This window comes from Microbacterium sp. Leaf161 (assembly GCF_001423645.1).
GTDB lineage: Bacteria > Actinomycetota > Actinomycetes > Actinomycetales > Microbacteriaceae > Microbacterium > Microbacterium forte.
The window spans coordinates 2548477-2572284 of the sequence record NZ_LMOW01000001.1; the positions used below are offsets into that span (position 1 = coordinate 2548477).

Here is a 23808-nt window from a genome sequence, read left to right on the forward strand (position 1 = left end):
CATACCACCGGAGGAAAAGGAGCCCACGATGGCAGCGATGAAGCCGAGGACCGGAGACGGACCCATGGAGGCCGTAAAAGAAGGACGACTCATCATCGTGCGCGTCCCGCTCGAAGGAGGCGGCCGTCTGGTCGTCTCCGTGAACGACGCAGAGGCGAAGGAACTCCACGACGTGCTGGCAGCCGTCGTGAAGCCCGCCTGAGAGAACTCGAATTCGCGCACGCGGATTCACGAAGAGGGCGACGGATCATCGATCCGTCGCCCTCTTCCGTCTGTTCGGGGGTGTCGTCGGCTCAGCCCTCACCGACGCTGATCAGCTGCAGCAGGCCTTCGCCGGAGCTCGAGACGGTCGCGAGCACCGCTGAGGACTCCTGGGTCTCCTGCACGAGCGAGCGATAGGCCGAGGTCACCTCGTCACGCTGCACGGGGTCGGCCACGCGGCCGCCACCGAGAATCCGGGGGACCAGGACCATCCCGCCGGTGCGCACCAACCGCAGCCCGTGCTCGACGTAGTCGATGACGTTCTCGGGGTCCGCATCGACGAGCACGATGTCATAGGACGCTTCGTTCATGCGCGGCAGCACGTCGGCGGCGCGACCGGTGATGAACCGAGCCTTCGTCGGGGCGACCCGAGCGTCGGAGAACGCCTGACGAGCCGCGGCCAGATGCTCCGGTTCGTTGTCGATCGAGGTCAGTACGGCCTGCGGCGCCCCTCGCAGCAGCCAGAGGCCCGAGACACCGGCTCCGGTGCCGATCTCGACGATCGACCTGGCACCTGTCGCCGCGGCGAGCACCGCGATCTGCGAGCCGACGGCCGCGCTGATCGGCGAAGCGCCGAGTTCGATGGCGTGCGCACGCGCGCGGGCGATCGGCGAAGGCTCCACGATCGACTCGCGGATGAAACGTGCGTTCGCATCGTTCTCGCTCATTGACTGATTCTCCCGACTGAGATATGTGTTCTCCCAGCGTATGCGCTCGGTGCGCGGCACAACGGCAGGCGCGGCGGTAGCCTGGACACATGCAGTTCGGGATCACCTTCGAGAAGCTGCTGCTCATCGGTCTGATCGCTGCGCTGCTCATCGGACCGGAGCGGCTGCCCCGCTACGCCGAGAGCGTCGCGAAGCTCGCTCGGCGTGCCGGCGAGTTCCTCCGTGACACCAAATCGCGCGTCCGCGACGAGATGGGCCCCGACATCGATGACGTCGACTGGCGCAAGCTCGACCCTCGGCAGTACGACCCCAGACGCATCATCCGCGACGCTCTCTTCGAAGACGACGCGGCGCCCGGGCCCGCCAGAGCCGAGGCGGTCGTCGCAGAGCCGACGGTGAAGCCGGTGCGAACGCCGAGGGTGCGACCGGAGTTCTCGGTCGCGAGTCCGCCCCCGTTCGATCCCGAAGCCACGTGACGCGGACGGTCGACGAGAGTCGGCTTCGGACCAGAGACCGGATGGCGTTCTTCGCCGCCGCGATCTGCGCCGTGACCGGAGTCCTCATCTGGGCGCTCTGGGTGCTGCCGATCGTGCGGTCGATCGAGAGCGCCGAGGACGTCCCGATCGGGCAGACGATGGCGGTCGACCTCGACTCCGGGGCTCGGGTCGGCATCTGGACCAGCGGGATCTCCGCCACGCTCGGCACCATGGATTGCAGCGTCATCGGGCCGGACGGCGCCGAGCGTCCGCAGCAGGGCCCATCCGCGGTGAGCTGGGACGACGTGCTGTGGTGGATGACGCCGCGGACCGGGTTCGTGCAGTCCGCCCAGTTCACCGCGGCCGAGGCGGGCACTCACCTGGTGGACTGCCGGGATTCGCTCGACACGTACGACGGGCGATTCCTCGTCGCCGGCGACTCGATCGGTGACGGCAGCATCGGACTGGGCCGCACCGGCGGCAACGACTACCCGGTGGGGACTCTGCTTGCTCTCGGAGCGGTGATGTGTCCACCCCTCGCGGTGCTTCTTCCTCTGGTGATCCTGCTGAGGCGCCTGATCACACGCCGCGTTCCGAGGCCGCCCCAGACCTGATCGCAGTCAGCCGATCCTGGCCCGGAGAGTCGCGATGTCGTCATCGGACAGCAGCGCACGGGGGATCGCCGTGATCGCGGACGCGCCTCGAAGCTTGAAGAGCACGGCATGCCTGCCGGCACGAACGCTCTGGAAGGTGCTGTACGAGATGTCCGACGACCGACTGCCGGCGCCGACGTGCAGAGCGGTGTCATCGAGCCGAAGCCACACCGCGCTGCCGGGAGGGGTGGCGGCCCGAACGGCGCGTCTGGCGCCGACGACAGTCATGACGACCGCGTAGACCATGAGGGCGATGCTCGCGACGGGCAGCAGACCCGCCAGCCCCTGGGTGCCGCGCACGGCGGTGAGGTTGAGGATGCTGACGATGAATGCCGCGACGAGGGCGATCCACATCACGATCGCGACGGGGCGTGTGAGGGCGTAGATCGCGGCGTCGCGTGCCATGCCCCGAAGCAGCTGTTCGTCGACGGTGAGAGCCACGATCGTCTCAGCCCAGGGTCATCGGCAGCGAACGACCGGCGAGGCCGCGCCCCTGAGTGGCGAGGGAACCTGCGAGCTCGCGGATCGCGACGGCCGCCGCATCGTCGGGGGCGCTGAGCACCACGGGCACCCCTTCGTCGCCTCCCGTACGCAGCGCGGGACTGAGGGGGATCGATGCCAGCAGCGGCACGGACTGCGTCTCCGACAGCGCACTGGCCACGGCTGCACCGCCTCCTGAACCGAACAGATCGACGACGGTGCCGTCCGGAAGCGTGAGGGCTCCCATGTTCTCGACCACCCCGATCACCCGCTGCCCGGTCTGGCGAGCGACCAGCCCGCTGCGGATCGCCACGTCGGATGCTGCCGCCTGCGGCGTCGTGACGACCAGCACCTCGGCGTGGGGCAGCAGCTGCCCGATCGAGATGGCGATGTCACCGGTGCCAGGAGGCATGTCGATGAGCAGGATGTCGAGATCGCCGAAGAACACGTCTGTCAGGAACTGCTGCACGGTGCGGTGCAGCATCGGTCCGCGCCAAGCGACCACAGCCTCCCCGTCGCGGAGGAACATGCCGATCGAGATGGTCTTCACGCCATGGGCGACGGGCGGGAGCATGAGGTCGTCGATGCGCGTGGGCTGTGTTCCCGCAGGGATGCCGAGGAGGCCCGGGATCGAGAAGCCGTGCACATCGGCGTCGACGAGGCCGACCGAGAGGCCCTGAGCCGCGAGCGCCACCGCGAGATTCGCCGTCACAGTGGACTTGCCCACGCCGCCCTTGCCACTCGAGACGAGGATCACCCGTGTGAGTGAGTCCGGGCCGAAGGGCATCTGGCGAGGAGGCCGCCCGTCGCGCAGCTTCTCGGTGAGCGCTTTGCGCTCCGACGGCGTCATCACGCCGACCTCGACGTCCACCTCGGCGATGCCGGGCACCGAAGCGGCCGCGGCGCGGACATCGGTTTCGATGCGAGCCGCTGCGGGACAGCCCACGATCGTGAGCACGATCGCGACGTGCGCGTGTGCTCCATCGACACTGATCTCCCTGACCATGTCGAGATCGCCGATGGGTCTGCGAAGCTCGGGGTCGGTGACAGCGGCGACGGCTGCTCGGACGGAGTCGGCTGAGCTCATGATGATGTGGAGCGGCCGCGGGGGCGTCGCTCGGTCGGCTCCTCGTCCTGCTCGCCGAGCTCGGCGAGCAGCGACTTGAGCTCGTGGCGCAGCACATCCCGGGTCACGACCTGGTTGTTGCGCTCTTCGAGCGACATCCGCAGCGCGACGATCTCTCGGGCCAGGTACTCCGTGTCGGCGAGGTTGCGCTCGGCACGCTGGCGATCCTGCTCGATCTGCACGCGGTCGCGGTCGTCCTGGCGGTTCTGCGCGAGGAGGATCAGAGGGGCCGCGTACGACGCCTGCAGCGAGAGCATGAGGGTGAGGGCCGTGAAGCCGAGCGCGGCATCGTCGAAGCGCAGGTGGTCGGGCAGCAGGGTGTTCCAGCAGATCCAGAGCACGCAGAACAGCGTGAGGATGAGCAGGAACGCCGGGGTGCCCATGGCACGGGCGACCCATTCGGTGAAGCGGCCGAAGCGGTCACGCGATGTCGGCCGCTGCCGAGGGGTGCCGCGGCCCAGAGGGGCGTCGAGCTGAGGGGAGCGCGAGCGGGAGCGGGGCATCAGCGCACCTCCTTCGGGATCGACGGCTCGTCGCTGTCATGTGTGCGCCAGTCGTCGGGCAGCAGATAGTCGAGGACGTCGTCGATGCTGATGGCGCCGACCAGACGATGGGCGGCGTCGATCACCGGAAGCGAGACGAGGTCGTAGCTCGCGAGCATCCTGGCCACCTCCGCAGCCGATGCGGTGACGCGCACGGGGTCGAGGCTGTCGTCCATGATCGCGCCGAGCCGCTCGTGCGGCGGGTAGCGCAGCATCCTCTGGAAGTGCACCATGCCGAGCAGTCTGCCCGTCGGCGTCTCGAAGGGTGGCAGGGTCACGAACACGGCTGCGGCAAGGGCGGGGTGCAGCTCGTGACGCCGGATGAGGGCCAGCGCCTCGGCCACGGTCGCATCGGCGGAGAGGATGATCGGCTCGGGCGTCATGAGACCGCCGGCCGTGTCAGGTCCGTAGCGCAGCAGCATCCTGACGTCCTCGGCCTCCTCCGGCTCCATCAGCTCGAGCAGCTGCTCGAGGCGATTGGGCGGCAGCTGGGCGAGGAGGTCGGCGGCGTCATCCGGCTCCATCTGGTCGAGGATGTCTGCGGCTCGCTCGTCGCCGAGGCGGTCGAGGATGTGCACCTGGTCGTCCTCGGGCATCTCTTCGAGGGCGTCGGCGAGCCGATCGTCGGAGAGCTCCTCTGCGACCTCGATCATGCGCTGCTGCGGCAGATCGAGCAGGGTGTTCGCGAGGTCGGCGGCGTGCAGCTCGGAGTAGGAGGCGACGAGCTGCTCGGCCGATTGGGACTCGCCAGGGGAGTGCTGCTCGGTGACCTCGTTCCAGGCGGCGAACGTCGTCGGGCCCTTGGCGAACGGCGAGGCGCTGGTCTTCGGGCGACGGAGGAAGAGCTGGCTGACGGCCCACTCGCCCAGGCGGTTCGGCTCGATGGCGACGTCTTCGATGACAGCAGTGCCGGTGCCGTCGACGAGGCTGACCCGTCGACCCAAGAGCTCTGCGAGAACCCGCACTTCTCCGGCGCGCGGCGAGAAGCGGCGCACGTTGATGAGTCCGGTGCTGATGACCTGGCCTGCACGGATCGACGTCACTCGTCCTATCGACAGGAAGACGTGTCGTCGCCCGGGGATCTCGACGACGAGGCCGATGACACGCGGAGCAGCCGTACTTCGGTACACGATGACGACATCTCGGACTTTGCCGAGCCGGTCGCCGACGGGATCGAAGACGGCGCAGCCTGCCAGGCGCGCGGCGAATACCCGTTGTGTGCTCACTCGTCCAGCGTAGTGCGCAGGGCCCTCCCGCGGCCCCCGCGGGGCCGCAGCACGACACACTCCCGGCCCTGTCACCACAAGGCATGGAACAATGGCGGGATGAGCATGCTGAACCGTCCAGCCGACAGCCGCGATGAGGGCGAGATCGTCGCCTCCACCCGCGATTACGAAGGCGCCCAGAAGACGGTGTCGAAACTGATCGCCCAGGAGGTGCCGGCCCGAGACATCGCGATCATCGGGCAGAGCGTCCGGACGGTCGAGCGCATCACGGGTCGACTCGGCTATGCCGCCGCGGCACGATCGGGGGCCATCAACGGCGTGCTCATCGGTCTCTTCCTCTCCGCGATCCTCGTGATCGGCAACCCCGAGGTGCCGATCCAGCTCTTCGTCGGGTTCGTCTTCATCGGCGTCGCGCTCGGAATGCTCCTCAGCCTCGTCACCTATGCGATCGTGCGCCGACGCCGCGACTTCGCGAGCGTCACGCAGTTCGCCGCAGACCATTACGAGGTGCGGGTGCAGGCCACGTCACTCGCGAAGGCGCGTCTCGCCCTGGGGGCGGCCAAGCCTGCACCGGTGCGTGCGCCCGTCGATCTGGACGAGCCGCCGAGGTACGGCGAGCGCATCGCTCCGGGTGGCCAGCCCGCTCCTGCGCCTGCGCCTCCGGCAGCGCCTCCCGTCTCGCCAGAGGACCCGACTCCCGGCCCGACCCCGCCGCTCGGTGGACCTGAAGCCGCTCCCGAAGAGCCGACTGTTCCGCCGCGCCCCGCAGATCCGGCCGCACCCCCGACCGCACCGCCGATCGACACGCCCGACCCCGGCAAGCCCGGCCTCCCGCCCACCTCGGCGGGAACCGTCTGATGTCCGACGCAGACCGCGCGACTGACCCGTCGGCGACACCCGCACACCCCGCAGTGCCTCCCGTACCTCCCGTGCCTCCCGGGCCTCCCGCCCAGGGCCCGATTGCACCGGCGCCTGTGTACGGCTACGCGCCGCCGCAGCCTCCGGGATATGCGCAGCAGCCCGCGTCGCAGCCACCGGGGTACGCGCCGCCCGCCGCTCCCGGCCAAGCGTCGTCGCCTCAGCAGCCCGTCGGCTACGCCCCGCCGCAGATGCCTCCTTCCCAGGGGTATCCGGCACCCGGCAATCCGGCACCCGGCCATCCGGCACCCGGCTATCCGGCACAGGGCTACCCCGCGGGGACCTATCCCGCCGCCGTGCCGCCGCGCGGGCTTCTTCCGTGGGCTCTCGGCCTTCTGATCCTGATCCCGTTCCCGTTCGTCGGCGGACTCGCATCGGGGATCGCCATGGCCGTCAGCGGCGGGACATCGCGTCGCTTCGGAGGCGTGGCCGGCGAGAACGCTCGAGCGGCCGCGAACTGGGGGCTCACATACCTGCTGGTGTCGACGGTTCTGCTCATCTCGCACTTCGTGATCCTGTTCTCACTCACGGCCGATTCTCCGTCGAGCGGGTTCTACCCCATCGGCATCCCGATCACGATCTACTTCGCGCTGTCGGCCTTCCACGTCGTCCTGGTCATCATGGGCATGGTGAAGGCATCCGGCGGCAGAGTCATGCGCGTACCGTTCGCGATTCCCTACCTGCGCGCCTGATGGTCGAGATCCTCGTCGATCTGCCCGCCGGACCGGCCGCCATCTCGGCTGACTGGTCGGCAGGGGACAGCGGATCGACCGTGATCGTGGCGCACGGCGCTGGCACCGGCAAAGACCACCCCTTCCTCACCGGCTTCGCCGAAGAGCTCGCCTCCCGTGGACACGCCACGCTGCGCTTCAACTTCCCGTACGTCGAGCAGGGACGCCGGATGCCGGGCCCGGCGACACATGCGATCGCGACCTGGAACGCTGTGGTCGCGTTCGCGCGTGAGCAGGACCCGGATGCGGCCATCTGGGCGACGGGCAAGTCGTACGGCGGACGGATGGCGTCGATGGCCGTCGCGCAGGGACTCTCCGTCGACGGTCTCGCGTACCTGGGATACCCGCTGCACGCGCCGGGCAAGCCGGAGAAACCGCGCGCCGAGCACCTTCCGGCCATCAGCGCCCCGCAGCTGTTCATCGAGGGCACGAACGATCCGTTCATCCAGCCGGTGACGCAGCTGGAGGAGGTCGTCGCGACTTGTCAGGACGCGCGCATCATCTGGATCGAGGGGGGCGGTCACACCTTCGAGGTGAAGGGGCGCAGGCGCCCTGCGTCCGAGATCGGCGCGTCGCTCGCACCCTTCGTCGCGGAGTTCGTGCACCCCTGATGAGGGGTCTGCACCATGTCGAGATCTGGGTGCCCGATCTCGACGAGGCTTCGCGAAGCTGGCACTGGCTGCTGACTCGATTGGGGTTGCAGCTCACGGGCGAGTGGCCGGACGGTCGCACGTGGGAGGCGGGAGGTGCCTACGTGACGATCACGACGTCGCCGAACCTCACCTCGGCTGACCACGACCGCCGTCGCGCCGGGGTGAATCATCTGGCCTTCTGGGGCGGCGCCCGAGCAGAGGTCGACGCGATCGTCAGCGACGCCGAGGCGCACGGGTGGCGCCCGCTGTATCAGGAGCGGTACCCCTACGCCGGCGGGCCGGATCACTATGCCGGATGGGTCGAGAACGACCAGGGATTCAAGGTCGAGATCGTCGCGGATCCGCCGGCGTAGGCATCACGCGACCGACGTGAGCTCAGCGTCGTCGAGCAGACGGCGCATCGTGGAGAGTCCGAGAGCGCTCATCGCGGGATTCGTGTCCTCGTAGTACCAGCCCAGACCCATCGCCTGCTGCAGCGCCCACCCGGCTCCCCGCTGCCATTCGACATCCGACGCTCCGACGCGCTCGCGCACCATGCGTCGGCGAGGCGCGTCGAACAGATGCCAGGCGGCGACCAGGTCGAGAGCACGATCAGCAGGGCCGAATCCGCCGCCGTCGAGAACGCCCGCAAGGCGATCGCCCGCGACCAGCAGGTTGAACGGGGTGAGATCGCGGTGGCTCATCGCATCCGGACCGGAGCGCGGCAGGTCGCGCAGAGTACCCCACAGCCGCCGCACGCCGGCCGGATCGACCAGATGAGCGCTTCTCTCGATGCAGAGTGCGACCCAGTCGTCGTGATCGGTGAGGACGCCCCCACGGCCCTGACCGTCGAACTCGCGCCCGCGCACATCCGCGGTCCGCAGCGACGCGATCAGCGTGGCGACGTCGAGCGCCAGGACATCGGATGTCGCGTGGAGATCATGGCCCGCTGTCTCGCCAGGAACCCATGTCTGCACCGACCATGCCGATGGGTACTCGGCCGTCGCCTCACCGACACCGAGAGGGCGGGGCGAAGGCACCGCGCAGACGTCTGCGAGCTCCTCCATCGCCGCGGCCTCAGCAGCGAGTGCCTCTGCCGATTCGACGACGAGGGGGAACCGCGCCGCGAACTCGTCGCCGATCCGGGTGATCGTGTTCACGGTGCCCGCGGTGCGTATGCGCTCGACCGGCAGGTGGGCGAGCGCGGGAAACCGCTGCGCGATCAATCCCGCAGCGGTCTCCTCCGTGAGTGCGAGCTCGCGCTCGTGCATGCAGCGGGCTCAGCTCTGGATGCGAGCGATCCAGGCCTCGACCTCGTCGGCGGTGCGGGGGATGTCGGCGGACAGATTGATCGGACCGTCCTGCGTCATCAGGATGTCGTCCTCGATGCGCACGCCGATGCCGCGGTACTCCGCGGGCACGGTGAGGTCGTCGATCTGGAAGTACAGGCCGGGCTCGATCGTGAACACCATGCCGGGCGCGAGGATGCCGTCGTAGTACATCTCTCGACGGGCCTGAGCGCAATCGTGCACATCGATGCCCAGATGGTGCGACGTGCCGTGCACCATGTAGCGACGGTGCTGTCCGCCGGCATCTGCGTCCAGCGCCTCCTGCGCGGTCACGGGCAGCAGGCCCCATTCGGCGACGCGGGCGGCGATCACGCGCATGGCGGCCTCGTGCACCTCGCGGAACCGTACGCCGATCCGTGCCGCGGCGAACGCGGCATCCGCGGCCTCGCGCACGGTCTCGTAGACCCGGCGCTGGACCTCGCTGAAGGTGCCGGAGACGGGGAGAGTGCGGGTGATGTCGGCGGTGTACAGGCTGTCGGCCTCGACGCCGGCATCGACGAGGATCAGGTCTCCGGGCACCACCGTTCCGTCGTTGCGGGTCCAGTGCAGGTAGCAGGCGTGGGGACCCGATGCGGCGATCGTGTCGTAGCCCTCGCCGTTGCCGTCTTCGCGGGCGCGACGGTGGAAGACGCCTTCGACGACGCGCTCGCCGCGAGCATGCGCGATCGCGTCGGGAAGCGAACGGATGACGTCTTCGAAGCCCTGGGCGGTGATGTCGACGGCACGGCGCATCTCGGCGATCTCATACTCGTCCTTGACGAGACGAAGCTCCGAGACGAACCGGGTGAGGTCGTCGTCCTCCTCGAGCACGAGTTCACCGTCAGCGCTCGAGAACTGCGCGAGGTGCTCGGTCGCGACATCGAGGTCTGCGGCGACGCCGGTGAGAGACGGGCGCGGGCCGATCCAGAACTCCCCGACGGTGGCATCCGCGTAGAACTCGGTCGTTGTGCGGTCCGCGCGCTCGCGGAAGTACAGCGTCACATCGTGGCCGGAGTCGGTGGGCTCGAACACGAGGATCGAATCGGGCTCGGCATCCGATGCCCAACCGGTGAGGTGCGCGAAGGCCGAGTGGGCGCGGTACGGGTAGTCCGTGTCGTTGCTGCGCTGCTTGAGCGATCCGGCCGGAATGACCAGGCGCTTGCCGGGGAATGCCGCCGAGACGGCTGCGCGGCGCACGGCAGCGAACGGCGCCTGTGCGCGGGGCGCGGGAATCGACTCGGGGCGCTCGGCCCATCCGGTCGAGATCGTGTCGAGGAACCCGCGGGGGAAGGGCTGCTTCCGGTTCGTGGTGGTGGCTTCGACGGGAGTCTCGGTCGTCGGCTCTGCGATCGTGTCGCGTTCTGCGGTGCTCATCCCTCCAGTCTGTCACCTGCGTGACGACCGCGGGATGTCAGCCTGCGGGTTCGAGCTGCACGACGAGGCCGCGATGATCGCTGCCACCGCCGCCTCCGATCACGACCGATCCGGTGGCCGTCCAGCTGGGCGATGCCATGACGTGGTCGATCGGCGTGCTCAGCAGCGCCGGCAGCGAGCTCGGCCAGGTGCCGCTGAAGCCGTTGCCCGATCGGGTCGCTGCGTCGCGGCAGTAGCCCATGTCGCCGCCGTCGACCCCGAGCCCCGCCATGTGGTCGATCGTCGCGTTGAAATCTCCGGCGAGGACGAAGTCGCCCGCGGGGCACTGGTCGGCGATCCAGCGCAGATCGCTCTGCCACTGCGCCATGTCGTCCATGCGCGGTGCGACGGCATGGACGGCGACGATCGTCGGACCCGCGCCATCCACCGGCATCAGCACCGCACTGGGAACCGAGCCGGTGTTGTTCGAACCGTCTTCCGACGACGCGATCACGGAGTACTCGCCGAGGTCGGGGGATACCAGGACGGTCGTGTGCCACGATTTCGGGCCGTCGACGACGTCGGGTTTGAACTGCACGTGGTGCACCCACATCGGGTGGTCCTGATCACGCAGCAGCACAGCGACCTGTTCGCCGACCTCCTCCGTGGTCTCGGGGAGCGCGACGATATCGGCGCCTCGATCGAGGATCTCGCGGGCGATCTCCTCGGCTGACACCTCGTCGCCGGCAGTGTTCCAGGTGAGCACGCGGAGGCTCGACTCGGTGGGGGCGGGGAGCGTGTCTGCGCCGAATCCGCGCAGGAAGCCGATCGCGCCCGTCGCCCCCGCCCCGAGCAGTGCGACGATCAGGACTGATGCCGCGAAACCACGCAACGGCTTCGCGAAGAGGAGGAGCAGCGACAGCGCCGCGACGACGAGGAACGCTGCGAGCACGACTCCACGGGCGGCGACGATCTGAGCGAACGGGAAGGTCTGCTCGAGATGGAAGAACTGCGGCCACACCACGACCGCCGTCGCGATCGCGAGCAGCACGGTGAAGAGGATCCCCAGTAGACGAAGCATCCCCTCCAGCCTAGAAGTCCCCCCTGTGAAGTCCCTAGAGCGGCGGCGTGCGCGACCGGCGTCCGCGGTCGTCGGTACGCTCGGAGCATGGCCTCCGCTCCCTCACGCCGTTTCGCCGGTCCGTCCGACCTGCACATGCACTCCAATCACTCGGACGGCACAGAGACACCCGCTGAGGTCGTGCGCCAGGCGCACGCGTACGGCTTGCGCACCGTCGCGCTGACCGACCACGACCGCAGCACCGGGTGGGATGAGGCGGCAGCGGCCACCGCGGGACTGGGGATGACGTTCATCCCCGGCATGGAGCTCTCGGCGAAGCACGAATGGCGCAGCGTGCACGTGCTCGGTTACCTGTTCGACCCGCTCGACGAGGCGCTCACAGCCGAGACCGATCGGATCCGGGGCGATCGGATCGGCCGAGCCGAGAGGATCGTGCGCAGCATCGGTCGCGATTACGACCTCGACTGGGACGATGTGCTCGCCCAGACCACCCTGGACGCGACGGTGGGCCGTCCGCATATCGCCGATGCTCTCGTCGCTCGCGGAATCGTTAGGGATCGCACCGAGGCGTTCGATGGGATCCTGCACCCGCGCGAGGGGTACTACGAACCGCACTACGCTCCAGACCCGCTGACCGCGGTGCGTCTGATCACGGACGCCGGAGGAGTGGCGATCATCGCGCACCCCGCCACGGTCGGACGCGACCACATGATGCCGTTGCATTTCATCGAGCAACTGATCGCCGCTGGTCTGGGCGGGTTCGAGATCGATCACCGGGAGAACACCGCGTCGGGCAAGAAGGCGCTGCATGCGATCGCGGCGAAGCACGACCTGATCATCACGGGCTCGAGCGACTATCACGGCACCGGAAAACCGAACCTGCCGGGCGAGAACACGACCTCCGACGAGATGGTGCAGCGGCTCATCGAGCGCGCGAGCGGAACCGCGCCGCGGTACGCCTGACGCCGGGCGTTCCGTCGACCGCTCGGTGCGGTGTGCCCGCGGAGACGGCAGAGGGGGCGGATGCCGCTGCTGCAGCATCCGCCCCCTCTGAGGTCGATCAGGCTCCGGAGACCGGAGCCGCTCCCGCTCCGCCCGAACCGCCGCGACGACGACGGCGACGGCGCGCCGGAGCCGGCTTGCCGTCGTGGTGCTCCTTGCCTGCGCCGTCGTGGGTGCCGGCGCCTTCGGCACTGCGGTCGGCTGACGTCGTGGACTGCGAGTCGTCGGCGGGCGCCTCGGAGGCGCCTTCTGCGAACGTGGAACCCACCGGGGTCGAACCGCCCCGACGACGCCGACGGCGACGGGTGCCGCCCTCGTCCGTGCCCTCTGCTGCCACGTCTGCTGCCCGCTCGGGGCGCGGAGCCCGCTCGGTCTTCACCGACTGCGTCTTCGGCGCCGAGACCAGACGGCCCTTCGTGCCGGCGGGGATGTCGAGGTCTTCGAACAGGTGCGGGCTCGACGAGTACGTCTCGGTGGGTTCGGGCTGGCCGAACTCGAGGGCGCGGTTGATCAGCGCCCACTTGTGCAGGTCCTCCCAGTCGACGAACGTCACGGCGATGCCGGTCTTGCCCGCCCGACCGGTGCGGCCGACGCGGTGCAGGTACGTCTTGTCCTCGTCGGGGATCGTGTGGTTGATCACGTGGGTGACGTCATCGACGTCGATGCCGCGGGCGGCGACGTCGGTCGCGACCAGCACATCGCGCTTGCCGGCCTTGAAGGCAGCCATCGAGCGCTCGCGCTGATCCTGGCCCATGTCGCCGTGCACGCCGCCGACGTTGAATCCGCGGTCGGAGAGCTCGTCGACCAGACGCTGCGCGGCACGCTTGGTGCGCGTGAAGATGACGGTCTTGCCGCGTCCCTCGGCCTGCAGGATGCGCGCGATGATCTCGTCCTTGTCGAGCGAGTGAGCCCGGTAGACGAGGTGCTTGATGTTCGCCTGGGTGAGGCCCTCGTCGGGGTCGCTGGCACGGATGTGGATCGGGTTCGACATGAACCGACGAGCGAGCGCGACGATCGGGCCGGGCATGGTCGCCGAGAACAGCTGCGTGTGCCGCACCGCGGGGACCTTCTGGAAGATCTTCTCGATGTCGGCGAGGAAGCCCAGGTCGAGCATCTTGTCGGCCTCGTCGAGCACGACCTCGGTCGCGTTCGACAGATCGAGAAGGCGCTGGCCGGCGAGGTCGATCAGACGACCCGGCGTGCCGACGACGATCTGCGCGCCGGCCTTGAGCTGGTCGATCTGACCCTCGTAGGCCTTGCCGCCGTAGATCGCGACGACGCTGGTCGAGCGGTTGCTCGTGAGCAGGTCGATGTCTTCGTACACCTGCACCGCGAGCTCGCGGGTGGGAACGACGATGAGCGCCTTGACGCCGTGCTCGGGGTTGAGCCCCAGTCGCTGCACGACAGGGATGCCGAATCCGAAGGTCTTGCCGGTGCCGGTCTTGGCCTGGCCGATGATGTCCTGGCCGGGGAGGCCGAGGGGGATGGTCTGCTCCTGAATGGGGAAGGCGTCGACGATGCCCTTGGCGGCGAGTGCGTCGATGATGTCCTGATCGATTCCGAGATCAGCGAAGGTTGTCAATGTTCAGAGTGCCTGTCCGGCGACCTGCGAGGATCGCCACGTTCACGGATCCACGCCGTCTTTGTGCCACAGGCGCGGGCCCCGCTCCGACGGCGGGGACACCGACAGCCTACCCGAGGGGGTGGCGGCGCCCGGAAGGCCCCTCTCGTCCGAGTATTGTGAACCCCGTGGTGAACTGGTTCTGGAAGCGAAGGACGCCCCGGCGCACACTGACGTTGCGCAGTCGAGGGGATCAAGGCGCAGCGACGCGCGTCGACTTCGCCGAACTCGCGCCGGAGCTGCCACGATTCCTCGGACAGGCCGCGTACCTGCAGCTGGGCTACTTCGAGACGCTCACCCGACTGATCAGGGCGACGCCCGAGCTCTCCGAGAAGGAATCCCTGTCTCGCGCGGCCGGCGCCGCTCTCACGAAGCATCGGGCCATCGTCGACCTGATCGCCGAGCGCGGTGACGATCCGACGCAGCTCATGCTCCCGTTCCGCGAGAACCTCGATGCATTCCGTCGCAAGACGATCGGGGCGCGTCCACGTGAAACGCTGCTGGCCGTCTACATCACCGCAGGGATGCTCGACGACTTCTACTTCGCGCTCGCCTCGAGCTACGGAGAGACCGGCGAGCGGGTGGCGGCCATCCTGGGCGAGGACGACGCCCGTCACGAGATCGTCGCGATCATCCAGGAGACCATCGACGGCGACGGGGAGTGGCGATCGCTCCTGTCGATGTGGGCGCGCCGCCTGGTCGGCGACACGATCCTGGTGTGCCGTTCAGCCCTGCGTCAGCCCGAACTCGCGGCCATGAGCGAAGACCGCGTCGAGCTGGTCTACACCGAGCTGATGGGCGCGCACGCGCGTCGCATGGACGCGATGGGGCTGGCCTCCTAGCCCGCAGCGGTCTGCGTGCGCATCCGCTCGAGCCGCCGGGTCAGACGCCAGGCGATGAGAGCGAGCGGCACGCCGTGACACCGCTGACCACGAGGCCGAGCATCAGCACGCCGATGCTGACGCGGATCCACCGCAGCGTGCGATGTTCGCTCATGAATGCTCAGATGCCGAGCGCGGCCCTGGCCGATGCGTCCGACCGACGGCGCGACGCGACGATCGCGACCGTGAGGCCTGCTGCGACCGCGACGGATCCGACGATGCTCGCGAGCCACAGCCAGATGCTGTCCTCTCCCACGCCCAGCCACTGCATGCCCGTATAGAAGAGCGCGGCGAGGGCCGTGGCCATCGCGGGCGTCAGAGCGACCCCGCGCAGCTCCCGGCCACCGATCATGTAGTGGGCCGCGATGCCGAGCGTGCACGCTCCGACGAGAGCGAGGAGGATGTACATAGTGGCGTCAGGCGAAGAAGCCGACGCGACGAGACTCCTCGGTGCCGAGCTCGATGTACGCGAGGTTCGCGGTCGGAACCAGGTAGGAGTTGCCCTTCACATCGGCGAAGCTCAGGTGAGAGGTGTTCTGCTCGAGAGCCGAGGAGACCTGTGCGCGGACCTCGTCCGCGCTCGAAGCGGTCTCGAAGCTGAGCTCGCGGCCGGTGTTGATGATGCCGATGCGGATTTCCACGCGTACTCCTGTATTCCAGTCGACGATGCTGTGGTCGAGTCGACCTCGGAGGTCGACGACTGCGCCCAACTCTACCGGGCGGCGAGACGACGGGATCCGCCGATCGGGTGGGTTTCGCCCTGAGCGCACAGCGTCGTGAGACGGCGGCGGGCGGCGATGTCCGTGCGCCGCAGTAGCGTGGAGGACATGACAGAGGACGCCGCGCAGAACGCCGTGATCGGCGCAGAGGCGTCGGCATCCGGTGTCATCATCGGAGCGCCCGGAACGGGCAAGACCCGCACTCTCACCGAGCGTGTGGTGCATCTGCTCGACACCGTCGGGATGCGCCCCGAGCAGCTCCTCGTCCTCACGCCGAGCAGGCAGGCGGCCACCGCGTTGCGCGACCGCATCGGAGTCAGAATCGGTCAGGCCACCCCCGGCCCTCTGGCCAGGTCGCTCGGATCGTTCGCCTTCCAGGTCGTGCGCGGAGCGATGGTGCGCGCAGGAGCAGAGCCGCCGGCCCTGCTGACAGGGGCGGACCAGGACCGTCTGATCGCCGAGCTGCTCGCGGGCGATGCGGAAGACGAGCGCATCATATGGCCGCAGGCGCTGAGCCCCGCGGTTCGCGCGTCGAAGGGCTTCCGTTCCGAGCTTCGTGCGTTCCTCGCCGAGTGCGTCGAGCTCGGCGCGCAGCCCGGGGAGCTGCGCGCGGCCGACGATGCGGCCTGGTCTGCCGTCGCCGACTTCCTCGTCGAGTACCGCGCGGTGCTCGATCTGGCTCGGGCGTCCCACCGTGACGCCGCAGATCTGCTCGCCGAGGCGCGCACGATCCTCCAGACGGCCGAGTCGACTGTCCTGGGGCCCCTCGCGGATCTCAGGGTGGTGCTGATCGACGACGCGCAGGAGCTGACACGTGGCGGGATCGCGATGGTCGAGGCGCTGCGTGCACGAGGCACGGCAGTGCTCGCGTTCGGCGACCCTGACATCTCCTCCGGAGCCTTCCGCGGAGCGAGCCCGGAGCTGTTCGCTCAGCTCGCCGCCGCGCTGGGCGAGGTGCATGTCCTCGACAGGCCTCATCGGCAGGCGCCCGCTCTCACTGCGCTCACCCGCACCGTCACACAGGCGATCGGGGCGTCGGGCCGCATCGACCACCGACGCGCCCCCGAACCGCTCGACGCACAGGAAGCAGGCGCCCCCACCGACGTCAGCACCTTCATCGCGCCGTCGCCGCATGAAGAGCTCGACCGCATCGCCGGCGTGATGCGCGAATGGCACCTCACCGACGGTGTTCCGTGGGATCGCATCGCGGTGATCGCGCACGACACCCGCCAGGTGACGCACCTCGAGTCAGAGCTCGCGGCACGCGAGATTCCGACGAGAGCCGCGGGTGTGCAGCGTCCCCTCGGCTCCGAGCCGATCGTGCGCGACATCGTCGGCATCGTGCGCCTGGCCCTCACCGCACCTGACGACCGGACCCCCCAGGACTGGGAGGAGGCGCTCCGCACTCCTTTCGGCGGCATGGATGCGATCGGTCTCCGGCGCCTTCGGGCACGTCTGCGTCATATCGAGCTCGACCTCGGCGGGTCCACGCCGGCTCGGGAGCTGCTGCGCCAGGCGCTGGCCTCGCCCGACCACTTCACTCTCATCGATGCGCAGGAATCCCGCTTGGCCGCGCGCTTCGCCTCGACCATCGCCGAGGTGGCCACCGCGGCGGCTGACGGCGAGACGATCCACGATCTTCTGTGGCGGGTCTGGGATCAGTCCAGGGCAGTCGACGGGCGCAAGCTCCAGGTCGCGTGGCGCGAGATGTCGCTGCAGCCCAGCGGTGCGGAGACCGCGAGAGCCCTCGACGCCCTCGTCTCCTTGTTCGGTGCGGCGAAGCGGTTCGTCGAACGCACCCCGAATGAGAAGCCCGAGGCGTTCGTGCGCGACATCCTCGACAGCGAAGTGCCCGAAGACTCGCTGTCGAGTCCCGATCGGCCGGGACGGGTGACCCTGCTCACACCTGCGACAGCGCTCGGCACCGAGTTCGACGCCGTCGTGGTGGCCGGAGTGCAGGACGGCATCTGGCCGAACGTGCGTCTGCGCGGCGGGATGCTGCAGACCTGGCGCCTCGCCGATGCGCTGCTCGCCGCCCGCAGCGGAACCGTCGAGCACCCGCCCGAGACCCTCGACCGGCGCCGTGCGGCACTCCATGACGAACTGCGTCTCTTCGTGCGCGCGATCTCTCGCTCGCGCCGCCGGCTCCTGGTCACCGCGGTCGACGACGACGACCTGACACCGAGCCCATTCTTCGGTTTCCTCCCGCCGCCCGATCCGCCCGAGCTGCATGCATCGGCGGAGCATCCGCTCACGTTGCGAGGCCTCGTCGCCCGTCATCGCCGGGTGCTGACGACCTCGACCTCCCCGGCCGCGCGAGAGCACGCGTCCGCGCAGCTGGCGGTGCTCGCGAGAGAGGGCGTGCCGGGCGCGGACCCGTCCGAGTGGTACGGCGTGGCTCCGCCGACGACCGACGCCCCACTGCACGACCTCGCGGTCGATGCCGCTCGGGTGTCGCCGTCACGCATGGAATCGTTCGAGGAATGCGAACTGAACTGGGCGGTCTCCGCACTCGGCGGCGACACCGTGATGCCGCCGTCGGCGGGCATCGGCACCATCATCCATGAAGCGATGGAGCAGGTGCCTGACGGGGAACTGGATCGCCTTCGCGACGTTCTGGCCCAGCACTGGCCCGAGCTCGACTTCGAGACGGCCTGGATCGGCAGGAAAGAGCGTCGTCGAGCCGACCTGTACATCGATCGACTGCACAGCTATCTCTCTGACGTGGCAGAGGAAGGCGGTCGCGTGATCGCCGGCGAGGTCGAGTTCCGATTCGCGGTCGAGGTTCCGGAGGAGATCGGCGTCCCGCCTGGTGTCCGCCCGGTGAGCACCGAACCGGACGACCCCCACCCGCACCACGCGATCGTCCACGGTTTCATCGACAGGGTCGAGGCGTACACCGCCGGGGGCGGGGAGCATGCGAAGGCCCGAGGGCAGAGATGGACGCGTATGGCCGATGCGCAGGGAGGAGAACGCGTCGTGGTGGTCGATCTGAAGACCGGCAAGTACGAGCCGGAGAGCGAGCAGAAGGTCGCAGACCACGCGCAGCTCGCCGCATACCAGGTGGCTGTGCAGGAGGGGCTCATCGAGGGAGCGGATCCGGCGGCACTGGCCGGAGCGCGGCTCGTGCTCGTCGCCAAGACCCTTGCCGGGAGCGATTTCCGCGTCGCACACCAGCACACCCTCGCCGGCGAAGAGCGGGTGCAGTTCCTCGGACGCATCGCCGAGGCTGCGCGAGGCATGGCGGCGTCCAGCTTCACCGCTCACGTCGAGGCGCACTGCGCAGACACCCAATGGCGGGTCCAGCCGTGCCGCATCCACACCGTCGCCGCGGTGAGCGCGTGACTGCGTGGACGGGAGCGGGGCATGGGATCTCTGCACTGGACGTCGCTGCCGCGCTCGGCCTTCCGGCGCCCACGGAGGCGCAGCAGAGGGTGATCGAATCGCCACCCGCACCTGCGCTCGTGGTCGCGGGAGCGGGCAGCGGCAAGACCGAGACGATGGCCGGTCGTGTCGTCTGGCTCGTCGCGAACGGGCACGTGTGCCGCGATCAGATTCTCGGGCTGACCTTCACCCGCAAGGCCGCCGGTGAGCTTGCCGAGCGGATCGGCGCCAGGCTGGCGCTCATCGACGAATACGGAAGAAGGGGGCTGCTGCCGCACCTTCCCGAGATCGTGGCGAGCCACGCTCTCGATCGCGTGTCGAAAGCAGCGAACGGCCGTCAGCGCGAGGTCGTCCGATCGCAGGTGCTCGATGAACTCGCCCAGCGCTTCGGCACCGCGGGCGACTCGGCCCCCCTGTCGGCCGAGGACCTGCTGATCCGTCCGAAGGTGTCGACGTACAACGCGTTCGCAGACGGCATCGTGCGCGAGCACGCGGCGCGCATCGGCCGCGAGTCCGACGTCGCCATGCTCAGTCAGGCGGCGTCCTGGATGCTGGTGCGCGACGTCGTGCTGCGCGCCGACCTCCCTGAGCTGGAGCAGATAGACCGATCTGTGGCGGGAGTGGTCGATGCGGTGCAGAGACTGGCCGGTGACTCGCTCGACCACAGGGTCGACCTCGACCGCGCCGACCGGATCGCGCTGCGTCAGGCCGAGGCGTTCGAGCCGTACTCGAGCAATGCGGATGTCGCGACCGCGGTGGCGAATCTTCGCGCTCTTCCCGCTCTGTCGGTGCTGGTCCGTGACTACATCGCGGAGAAGGAACGACGCGGTGTGCTGGACTTCGCCGACCAGGTGAGCGGCGCCTACGACATCGTCGAGTCGTCACCCGATGTGCGCGAAGATCTCCGACAGCAGCATCAGGTCGTGCTGCTCGACGAGTACCAGGACACCTCCGTGATCCAGACGCAGTTCCTCGCACGGCTCTTCCGAGACTCCGCCGTGATGGCGGTGGGCGATCCCCACCAGTCGATCTACGGATGGCGAGGCGCCAGCGCCGACAACCTGCACGCCTTCGCGCGGACCTTCTCCGAGCACGAGAAGGTCGGGAACTACAGTCTGATGACGAGCTGGCGCAACGACCGGAGCATCCTCGGTGTCGCCAACCGCATCCTCGGTCCTCTGCGCAGACCCGGGTTGGACGTGCCACCCCTCGAGGCCCGCCCGGGTGCGGGCCCCGGGGCGGTCGAGGTGGAATTCCCGCTCACGGTCGATGAGGAGGCGCGCGCGGTCGCCGAGTGGTTCGCCGCGCGTCGTGCAGCACACGACGACCCAGCCAAGCCGCACACCGGGGCGGTGCTGTTCAGGTCGAAGCGCCACATGCAGACCTTCGCGGCTGCCCTGGCCGCGCAGGGCATTCCCCACCGGATCCTCGGCCTCGGTGGTCTCCTGGCCACGCCCGAGGTGGTCGATGTCGTCTCGACACTGCGGGTGCTGCACGATCCCACCGCCGGCTCAGCTCTGATCAGACTCCTCGTCGGCCCTCGCTTCTCGGTCGGGGTCGCCGACATGGCCGCGCTGCAGGGGCTTGCAGCGGAGCTCTCGCGGAGAGACAGCGGTCTGCTGCCGTTGGACGACGAACTCCGAAAGCGCATCCGCGCCTCGCGAGGCGCGGATGAGGCGCTGTCCATCATCGACGCCGTCGATGTGCTCCGCGGCCTCAACGATGACTACCGCCTTCTGTCGGGCATCACACCGGAGGGTCGCTCTCGGATACGCGCAGCGGGGGAGATGCTCGAACGTCTTCGCAGAGCCTCGTCGCTGCCGCTTCCCGACATGCTGAGGCTCATCGAGCTCGAACTGCGTCTGGACATCGAGCTCGCTGCGAACGAGACGAGGGGGCCGGCTCGTATCGCCGCCACCCAGCTGCGTGCGTTCACCGACGAGGTCAGGTCGTTCCTCGCCGCCGACGAGCGCGGGACGATCTCGAGCCTCCTCGCCTGGCTCGAGAAGGCCGAGAGCACGGATGAACTGGTGCCGCGCCCGGAGCCGCCGGAGCCGGGAGTGGTTCAGCTTCTGACCGTCCACGGTTCCAAAGGCCTGGAATGGGATGCGGTCGCCGTGGTGCGCATGGTCGAGGGGGAACTGCCGTCGCGACCGACGGACACCTCGGGGTGGTTCGGCTTCGGGGTGCTGCCCTTCGCGTTGCGCGGCGACAGCGCGGCGCTGCCGACGTTCAGTTGGATCGCCCCCTCTGACGAGGAGCTCGATCCGGCCAAGCGGCTGAAGGCCGGGATCGCATCTCTGACGAGCAAGAGCAAGACGGCGCCGGGCGCGATCACCGTCTTCAAGGACTCCTATCGCGAGTATCAGCAAGAGGAGGAGCGTCGACTGGCCTATGTCGCCGTCACCAGGGCGCGCAGCCACCTGCTCCTGACCGGAGCGCACTGGGCGGGGCAGAAGCAGCCGAAGGCGCCGAGCCCGTACCTGATCGAGGCCATGGAGGTGCTCGGTCGCAGGCCGATCGAGCCCGTGGATCCTGACGAGAACCCCTACGAAGGTCCGGGCGCCACGCTCACCTGGCCGCTCGACCCACTCGGTGCTCGGCGGGGCATCGTCGAGTCCGCGGCCGCAGCTGTGCGCGCTGCCGCCGAGGGCGAACCTGTGGCCTCCCCGGAGCTGGTCCGTCTGCTCGCCGAGCGTGCCGCACGACTGCGCGGCGTCGATGCACCACCCCCGACTCGCGTGCCCGCTTCCCGCTTCAAGGACTACGTCACCGACTTCGCCGGCACGGTGTCTTCCCTCGTCCGCCCGATGCCCGAGCGACCCTATCGGCAGACTCGCCTGGGCACGCTGTTCCATGCCTGGGTCGAGCGGCGCAGCGAACTGGTCGGCGTGGGCCAGCGCGTCGACGAGGCACTCTGGGAGGTAGACGAAGACGACCTCTCCCTCGGGGAGAGCGCAGGCGGAGCGGAGGTGTCGTCAGCCGACGCCGCAGACCTCTCGACTCTGCAGGAGATCTTCGAGGCCAGCGAGTGGGGATCCCTCAAGCCCATCGCGGTCGAGATCGAGATCGACTTCGCGCTGGGTGGCGGCGCGCTGCCGGGCGATGAGGGCCATATCGTCATCTGCAAGCTCGATGCGGTCTACCGACGCGAGGATCGGGGCGGGCGCATCGAGATCGTGGACTGGAAGACGGGCAAGGCCCCGCGCACACCCCAGGAGCGGGAAGAGCGGATGCTGCAGCTCGCGCTGTATCGCCTCGCCTACCATCGCCGATTCGGCGTGCCGCTCGACGAGATCGATGTCGCGCTCTACTACGTCGCAGACGACCTCGTCATCCGCGGTGACCGGGTCTACTCCGAGCCGGAGCTCTTCCAGCGCTGGAGCGCTGCTCGGGCGGCCCGCTGAGCTTCATCTTCCGGCGACCCCTCGTCGGAGCCATCCGCCTTCTCGGGCGTGTCGGCATGATGAGCATCGCCGGTCGTGCGCCGCTCCGCACCGAGGTCTTCCGAGAGCTGGTCGCGCACCCCGGACAGGTCCTCGGTCTCGAGGCCACCCACCTGGAGGCGATGTGCGGCATCCGCCGTCTCACTGAGATCGCTCGTGCCCTGGCCGTCGCTGTCGTCGCGCCAGAGGTCGTCCGGGTTGTACGCGTCGGTCTGCATCGATGTGTCGACACCGGAGACGGCGCTCGACGGAACCCTGTCGAGTGCGTCGAGAGCAGACTCGACACCTTCGTTGTGCGATGCGATCACGCCGAGATCGTCGCTGTGGAGTCCGTCTGCGAGCGCCTCGAGGAGAGCGGCGGCATCGTCGACGATGTCGGGTCGGTGCAGCGAGTCCCCATGCACCAGCCAGCGGGCGAACTCGAGCTCGGCGAGCAGCCGAGCGCGCACCTCGAGTGCTGCGTCCGGGCCGCGATCGGCGGCGCGAGCGTACGACGCGTGGACGTCATCTGCCGCATCAGGGGCGGTCGACAGCCATGAGAGGTCGATCGCCGGGTCGCCCACAGCCAGCGAATGCCACCCGACGAGTCCGGTGACCTCGGGGCCGAGCTCCGGGTCGTCGCGGAAGATGAACGAGGTGGACTGCACTCCACCCAGCACGACCGTCGATTCGAAACGCCAGAGGTCGTCGTCGGCGATGGCGTCGCGCCATCTGACCGTGAGTCGAGCGGGGACGCGCCCTGTCGATGCCGCGGCGTCGACCAGTCGAGCGAGTTCGTCGCGGCTCTCCTGAGCAGACCGTGTGGTCAGACCGGCGCCCCGCACGACCGACGTGGGAAGCGCGTGGACGGCGGCGATCGCCGCGCCCATCGATTCGGCGGCGCCCCGGCCCGCTGGCACCATCGCGGCTTCGATCTGGAAACCGGGCAGCAGCTCGGTCACCAGTGCGTGTGCGTCCGCCAGCCGGGTCTCGCCGATGTACTCGGGAGCTCTGAAGGGAAGCATCGCCCGCGCACCGGCCGTCAGCGCTCTGAGGGCGAGGGCCTCGGCGGCGAGCTCCCGAGAGGTCTCGTCGTCGTCTGCCACGCGGATCGCGAGCTCGCGTCCGTCGGCGAGCGTGGCGACAGCGGAGTCGAAGCGGCCGTCGCCGTCGGCACTGAGCGCGCGCGCCCCGGTCACCTCGGCGCCGGGCAGTGCGGCAGTCACCGCCGCGGCTAGAGTGAATGGAGAGCGTCCCATGCCTCCAGGGTAGGTGGACGTGGGGGCGGTCCCGCTTCCGCC

General features: G+C 69.1%; 23 protein-coding genes. 11 read left to right on the forward strand and 12 right to left on the reverse strand.

What is annotated here, in order from left to right; all coding sequences use genetic code 11:
* The first annotated feature begins 28 nt into the window (after window positions 1-28).
* Entirely contained in the window at window positions 29-202 is a 174-nt protein-coding gene (locus tag ASF87_RS17520; protein ID WP_079112537.1) for a DUF3117 domain-containing protein, read from the forward strand.
* Between the two features lie 91 nt (window positions 203-293).
* Here ASF87_RS17520 and ASF87_RS12120 read toward each other — a convergent pair whose 3' ends face one another.
* Window positions 294-929, reverse strand: coding sequence for an O-methyltransferase (locus ASF87_RS12120; RefSeq protein ID WP_042541995.1), 636 nt, complete (start codon window positions 927-929; stop codon window positions 294-296).
* Between the two features lie 89 nt (window positions 930-1018).
* Here ASF87_RS12120 and ASF87_RS12125 point away from each other — a divergent pair, with 89 nt between their 5' ends.
* Together ASF87_RS12125 and ASF87_RS12130 are read left to right on the forward strand one after the other, a co-directional pair.
* Window positions 1019-1405: a translocase gene (locus ASF87_RS12125; RefSeq protein ID WP_042541994.1), complete on the forward strand. Its 387-nt coding sequence runs from the start codon at window positions 1019-1021 to the stop codon at window positions 1403-1405.
* Between the two features lie 41 nt (window positions 1406-1446).
* Window positions 1447-2019, forward strand: coding sequence for a hypothetical protein (locus ASF87_RS12130; RefSeq protein ID WP_056376177.1), 573 nt, complete (start codon window positions 1447-1449; stop codon window positions 2017-2019).
* Window positions 2020-2025: 6 nt separating this feature from the next.
* Here ASF87_RS12130 and ASF87_RS12135 read toward each other — a convergent pair whose 3' ends face one another.
* The 4 genes from ASF87_RS12135 to ASF87_RS12150 are packed head-to-tail and all read right to left on the reverse strand — an operon-like array spanning window position 2026 to window position 5432.
* Window positions 2026-2499: a YcxB family protein gene (locus ASF87_RS12135; RefSeq protein ID WP_235558939.1), complete on the reverse strand. Its 474-nt coding sequence runs from the start codon at window positions 2497-2499 to the stop codon at window positions 2026-2028.
* A 7-nt stretch (window positions 2500-2506) separates the two neighbouring features.
* The gene (locus ASF87_RS12140; RefSeq protein WP_056376178.1) at window positions 2507-3625 is read right to left on the reverse strand and encodes an Mrp/NBP35 family ATP-binding protein; all 1119 of its coding nucleotides are present in this window, start codon (window positions 3623-3625) and stop codon (window positions 2507-2509) included.
* Window positions 3622-4167 (reverse strand): DUF1003 domain-containing protein, encoded by a 546-nt coding sequence (locus tag ASF87_RS12145; protein WP_056376179.1) that lies wholly within the window; start codon window positions 4165-4167, stop codon window positions 3622-3624. Before ASF87_RS12145 ends, ASF87_RS12140 begins: the two co-directional genes overlap by 4 nt.
* Complete coding sequence (locus ASF87_RS12150) at window positions 4167-5432, reverse strand: magnesium transporter MgtE N-terminal domain-containing protein (RefSeq protein WP_042541990.1); 1266 nt, start codon at window positions 5430-5432, stop codon at window positions 4167-4169. The genes ASF87_RS12145 and ASF87_RS12150 overlap by 1 nt, the downstream gene beginning before the upstream one ends.
* 99 nt (window positions 5433-5531) lie before the next feature.
* Between ASF87_RS12150 and ASF87_RS18130 the strand changes: the two genes are divergently transcribed.
* From ASF87_RS18130 to ASF87_RS12170, 4 genes are all read left to right on the forward strand, one after another.
* Window positions 5532-6290: a general stress protein gene (locus tag ASF87_RS18130; protein WP_056376180.1), complete on the forward strand. Its 759-nt coding sequence runs from the start codon at window positions 5532-5534 to the stop codon at window positions 6288-6290.
* Window positions 6291-6541: 251 nt separating this feature from the next.
* Complete coding sequence (locus ASF87_RS12160) at window positions 6542-7042, forward strand: DUF4870 domain-containing protein (RefSeq protein WP_157550062.1); 501 nt, start codon at window positions 6542-6544, stop codon at window positions 7040-7042.
* A complete protein-coding gene (locus tag ASF87_RS12165; RefSeq protein ID WP_056376182.1) occupies window positions 7042-7692 on the forward strand; it encodes an alpha/beta hydrolase family protein in 651 nt (216 codons plus the stop codon). The genes ASF87_RS12160 and ASF87_RS12165 overlap by 1 nt, the downstream gene beginning before the upstream one ends.
* On the forward strand, window positions 7692-8087 hold the full coding sequence (locus ASF87_RS12170) for a VOC family protein (RefSeq protein ID WP_056376183.1): 396 nt from the start codon (window positions 7692-7694) through the stop codon (window positions 8085-8087). Before ASF87_RS12165 ends, ASF87_RS12170 begins: the two co-directional genes overlap by 1 nt.
* A gap of 3 nt (window positions 8088-8090) precedes the next feature.
* Here the strand turns inward: ASF87_RS12170 and ASF87_RS12175 are convergent, their stop codons facing one another.
* From ASF87_RS12175 to ASF87_RS12185, 3 genes are read right to left on the reverse strand one after another with little or no spacing between them, the layout of a single operon-like run.
* Window positions 8091-8984: a phosphotransferase gene (locus tag ASF87_RS12175; protein ID WP_056376184.1), complete on the reverse strand. Its 894-nt coding sequence runs from the start codon at window positions 8982-8984 to the stop codon at window positions 8091-8093.
* 9 nt (window positions 8985-8993) lie between these two features.
* Entirely contained in the window at window positions 8994-10415 is a 1422-nt protein-coding gene (locus ASF87_RS12180) for an aminopeptidase P family protein (protein ID WP_056376185.1), read from the reverse strand.
* A gap of 37 nt (window positions 10416-10452) precedes the next feature.
* Entirely contained in the window at window positions 10453-11475 is a 1023-nt protein-coding gene (locus ASF87_RS12185; RefSeq protein WP_056376186.1) for an endonuclease/exonuclease/phosphatase family protein, read from the reverse strand.
* 87 nt (window positions 11476-11562) lie between these two features.
* Here ASF87_RS12185 and ASF87_RS12190 point away from each other — a divergent pair, with 87 nt between their 5' ends.
* On the forward strand, window positions 11563-12438 hold the full coding sequence (locus tag ASF87_RS12190) for a PHP domain-containing protein (protein WP_042541984.1): 876 nt from the start codon (window positions 11563-11565) through the stop codon (window positions 12436-12438).
* A gap of 97 nt (window positions 12439-12535) precedes the next feature.
* Here ASF87_RS12190 and ASF87_RS12195 read toward each other — a convergent pair whose 3' ends face one another.
* Window positions 12536-14059, reverse strand: coding sequence for a DEAD/DEAH box helicase (locus tag ASF87_RS12195; protein ID WP_056376187.1), 1524 nt, complete (start codon window positions 14057-14059; stop codon window positions 12536-12538).
* A gap of 167 nt (window positions 14060-14226) precedes the next feature.
* Between ASF87_RS12195 and ASF87_RS12200 the strand changes: the two genes are divergently transcribed.
* Entirely contained in the window at window positions 14227-14940 is a 714-nt protein-coding gene (locus tag ASF87_RS12200) for a ferritin-like fold-containing protein (RefSeq protein ID WP_042542188.1), read from the forward strand.
* Window positions 14941-15100: 160 nt separating this feature from the next.
* Here the strand turns inward: ASF87_RS12200 and ASF87_RS12205 are convergent, their stop codons facing one another.
* Entirely contained in the window at window positions 15101-15388 is a 288-nt protein-coding gene (locus tag ASF87_RS12205) for a hypothetical protein (RefSeq protein ID WP_056376188.1), read from the reverse strand.
* 7 nt (window positions 15389-15395) lie between these two features.
* Window positions 15396-15620 (reverse strand): DUF3107 domain-containing protein, encoded by a 225-nt coding sequence (locus tag ASF87_RS12210; RefSeq protein WP_042541981.1) that lies wholly within the window; start codon window positions 15618-15620, stop codon window positions 15396-15398.
* A gap of 186 nt (window positions 15621-15806) precedes the next feature.
* On the opposite strand from ASF87_RS12210, the gene ASF87_RS12215 reads away from it, so the two are divergent.
* Both ASF87_RS12215 and ASF87_RS12220 read left to right on the forward strand, forming a co-directional pair.
* Entirely contained in the window at window positions 15807-19043 is a 3237-nt protein-coding gene (locus tag ASF87_RS12215; RefSeq protein WP_056376189.1) for an ATP-dependent helicase, read from the forward strand.
* Complete coding sequence (locus ASF87_RS12220) at window positions 19040-22489, forward strand: UvrD-helicase domain-containing protein (protein WP_056376190.1); 3450 nt, start codon at window positions 19040-19042, stop codon at window positions 22487-22489. Before ASF87_RS12215 ends, ASF87_RS12220 begins: the two co-directional genes overlap by 4 nt.
* Here ASF87_RS12220 and ASF87_RS12225 read toward each other — a convergent pair.
* Window positions 22435-23766 carry a phosphotransferase gene (locus tag ASF87_RS12225; RefSeq protein ID WP_235558940.1) on the reverse strand — a complete coding sequence of 444 codons (1332 nt, stop codon included), beginning with the start codon at window positions 23764-23766 and terminating at the stop codon, window positions 22435-22437. The genes ASF87_RS12220 and ASF87_RS12225 overlap by 55 nt on opposite strands.
* Window positions 23767-23808: the final 42 nt, after the last annotated feature.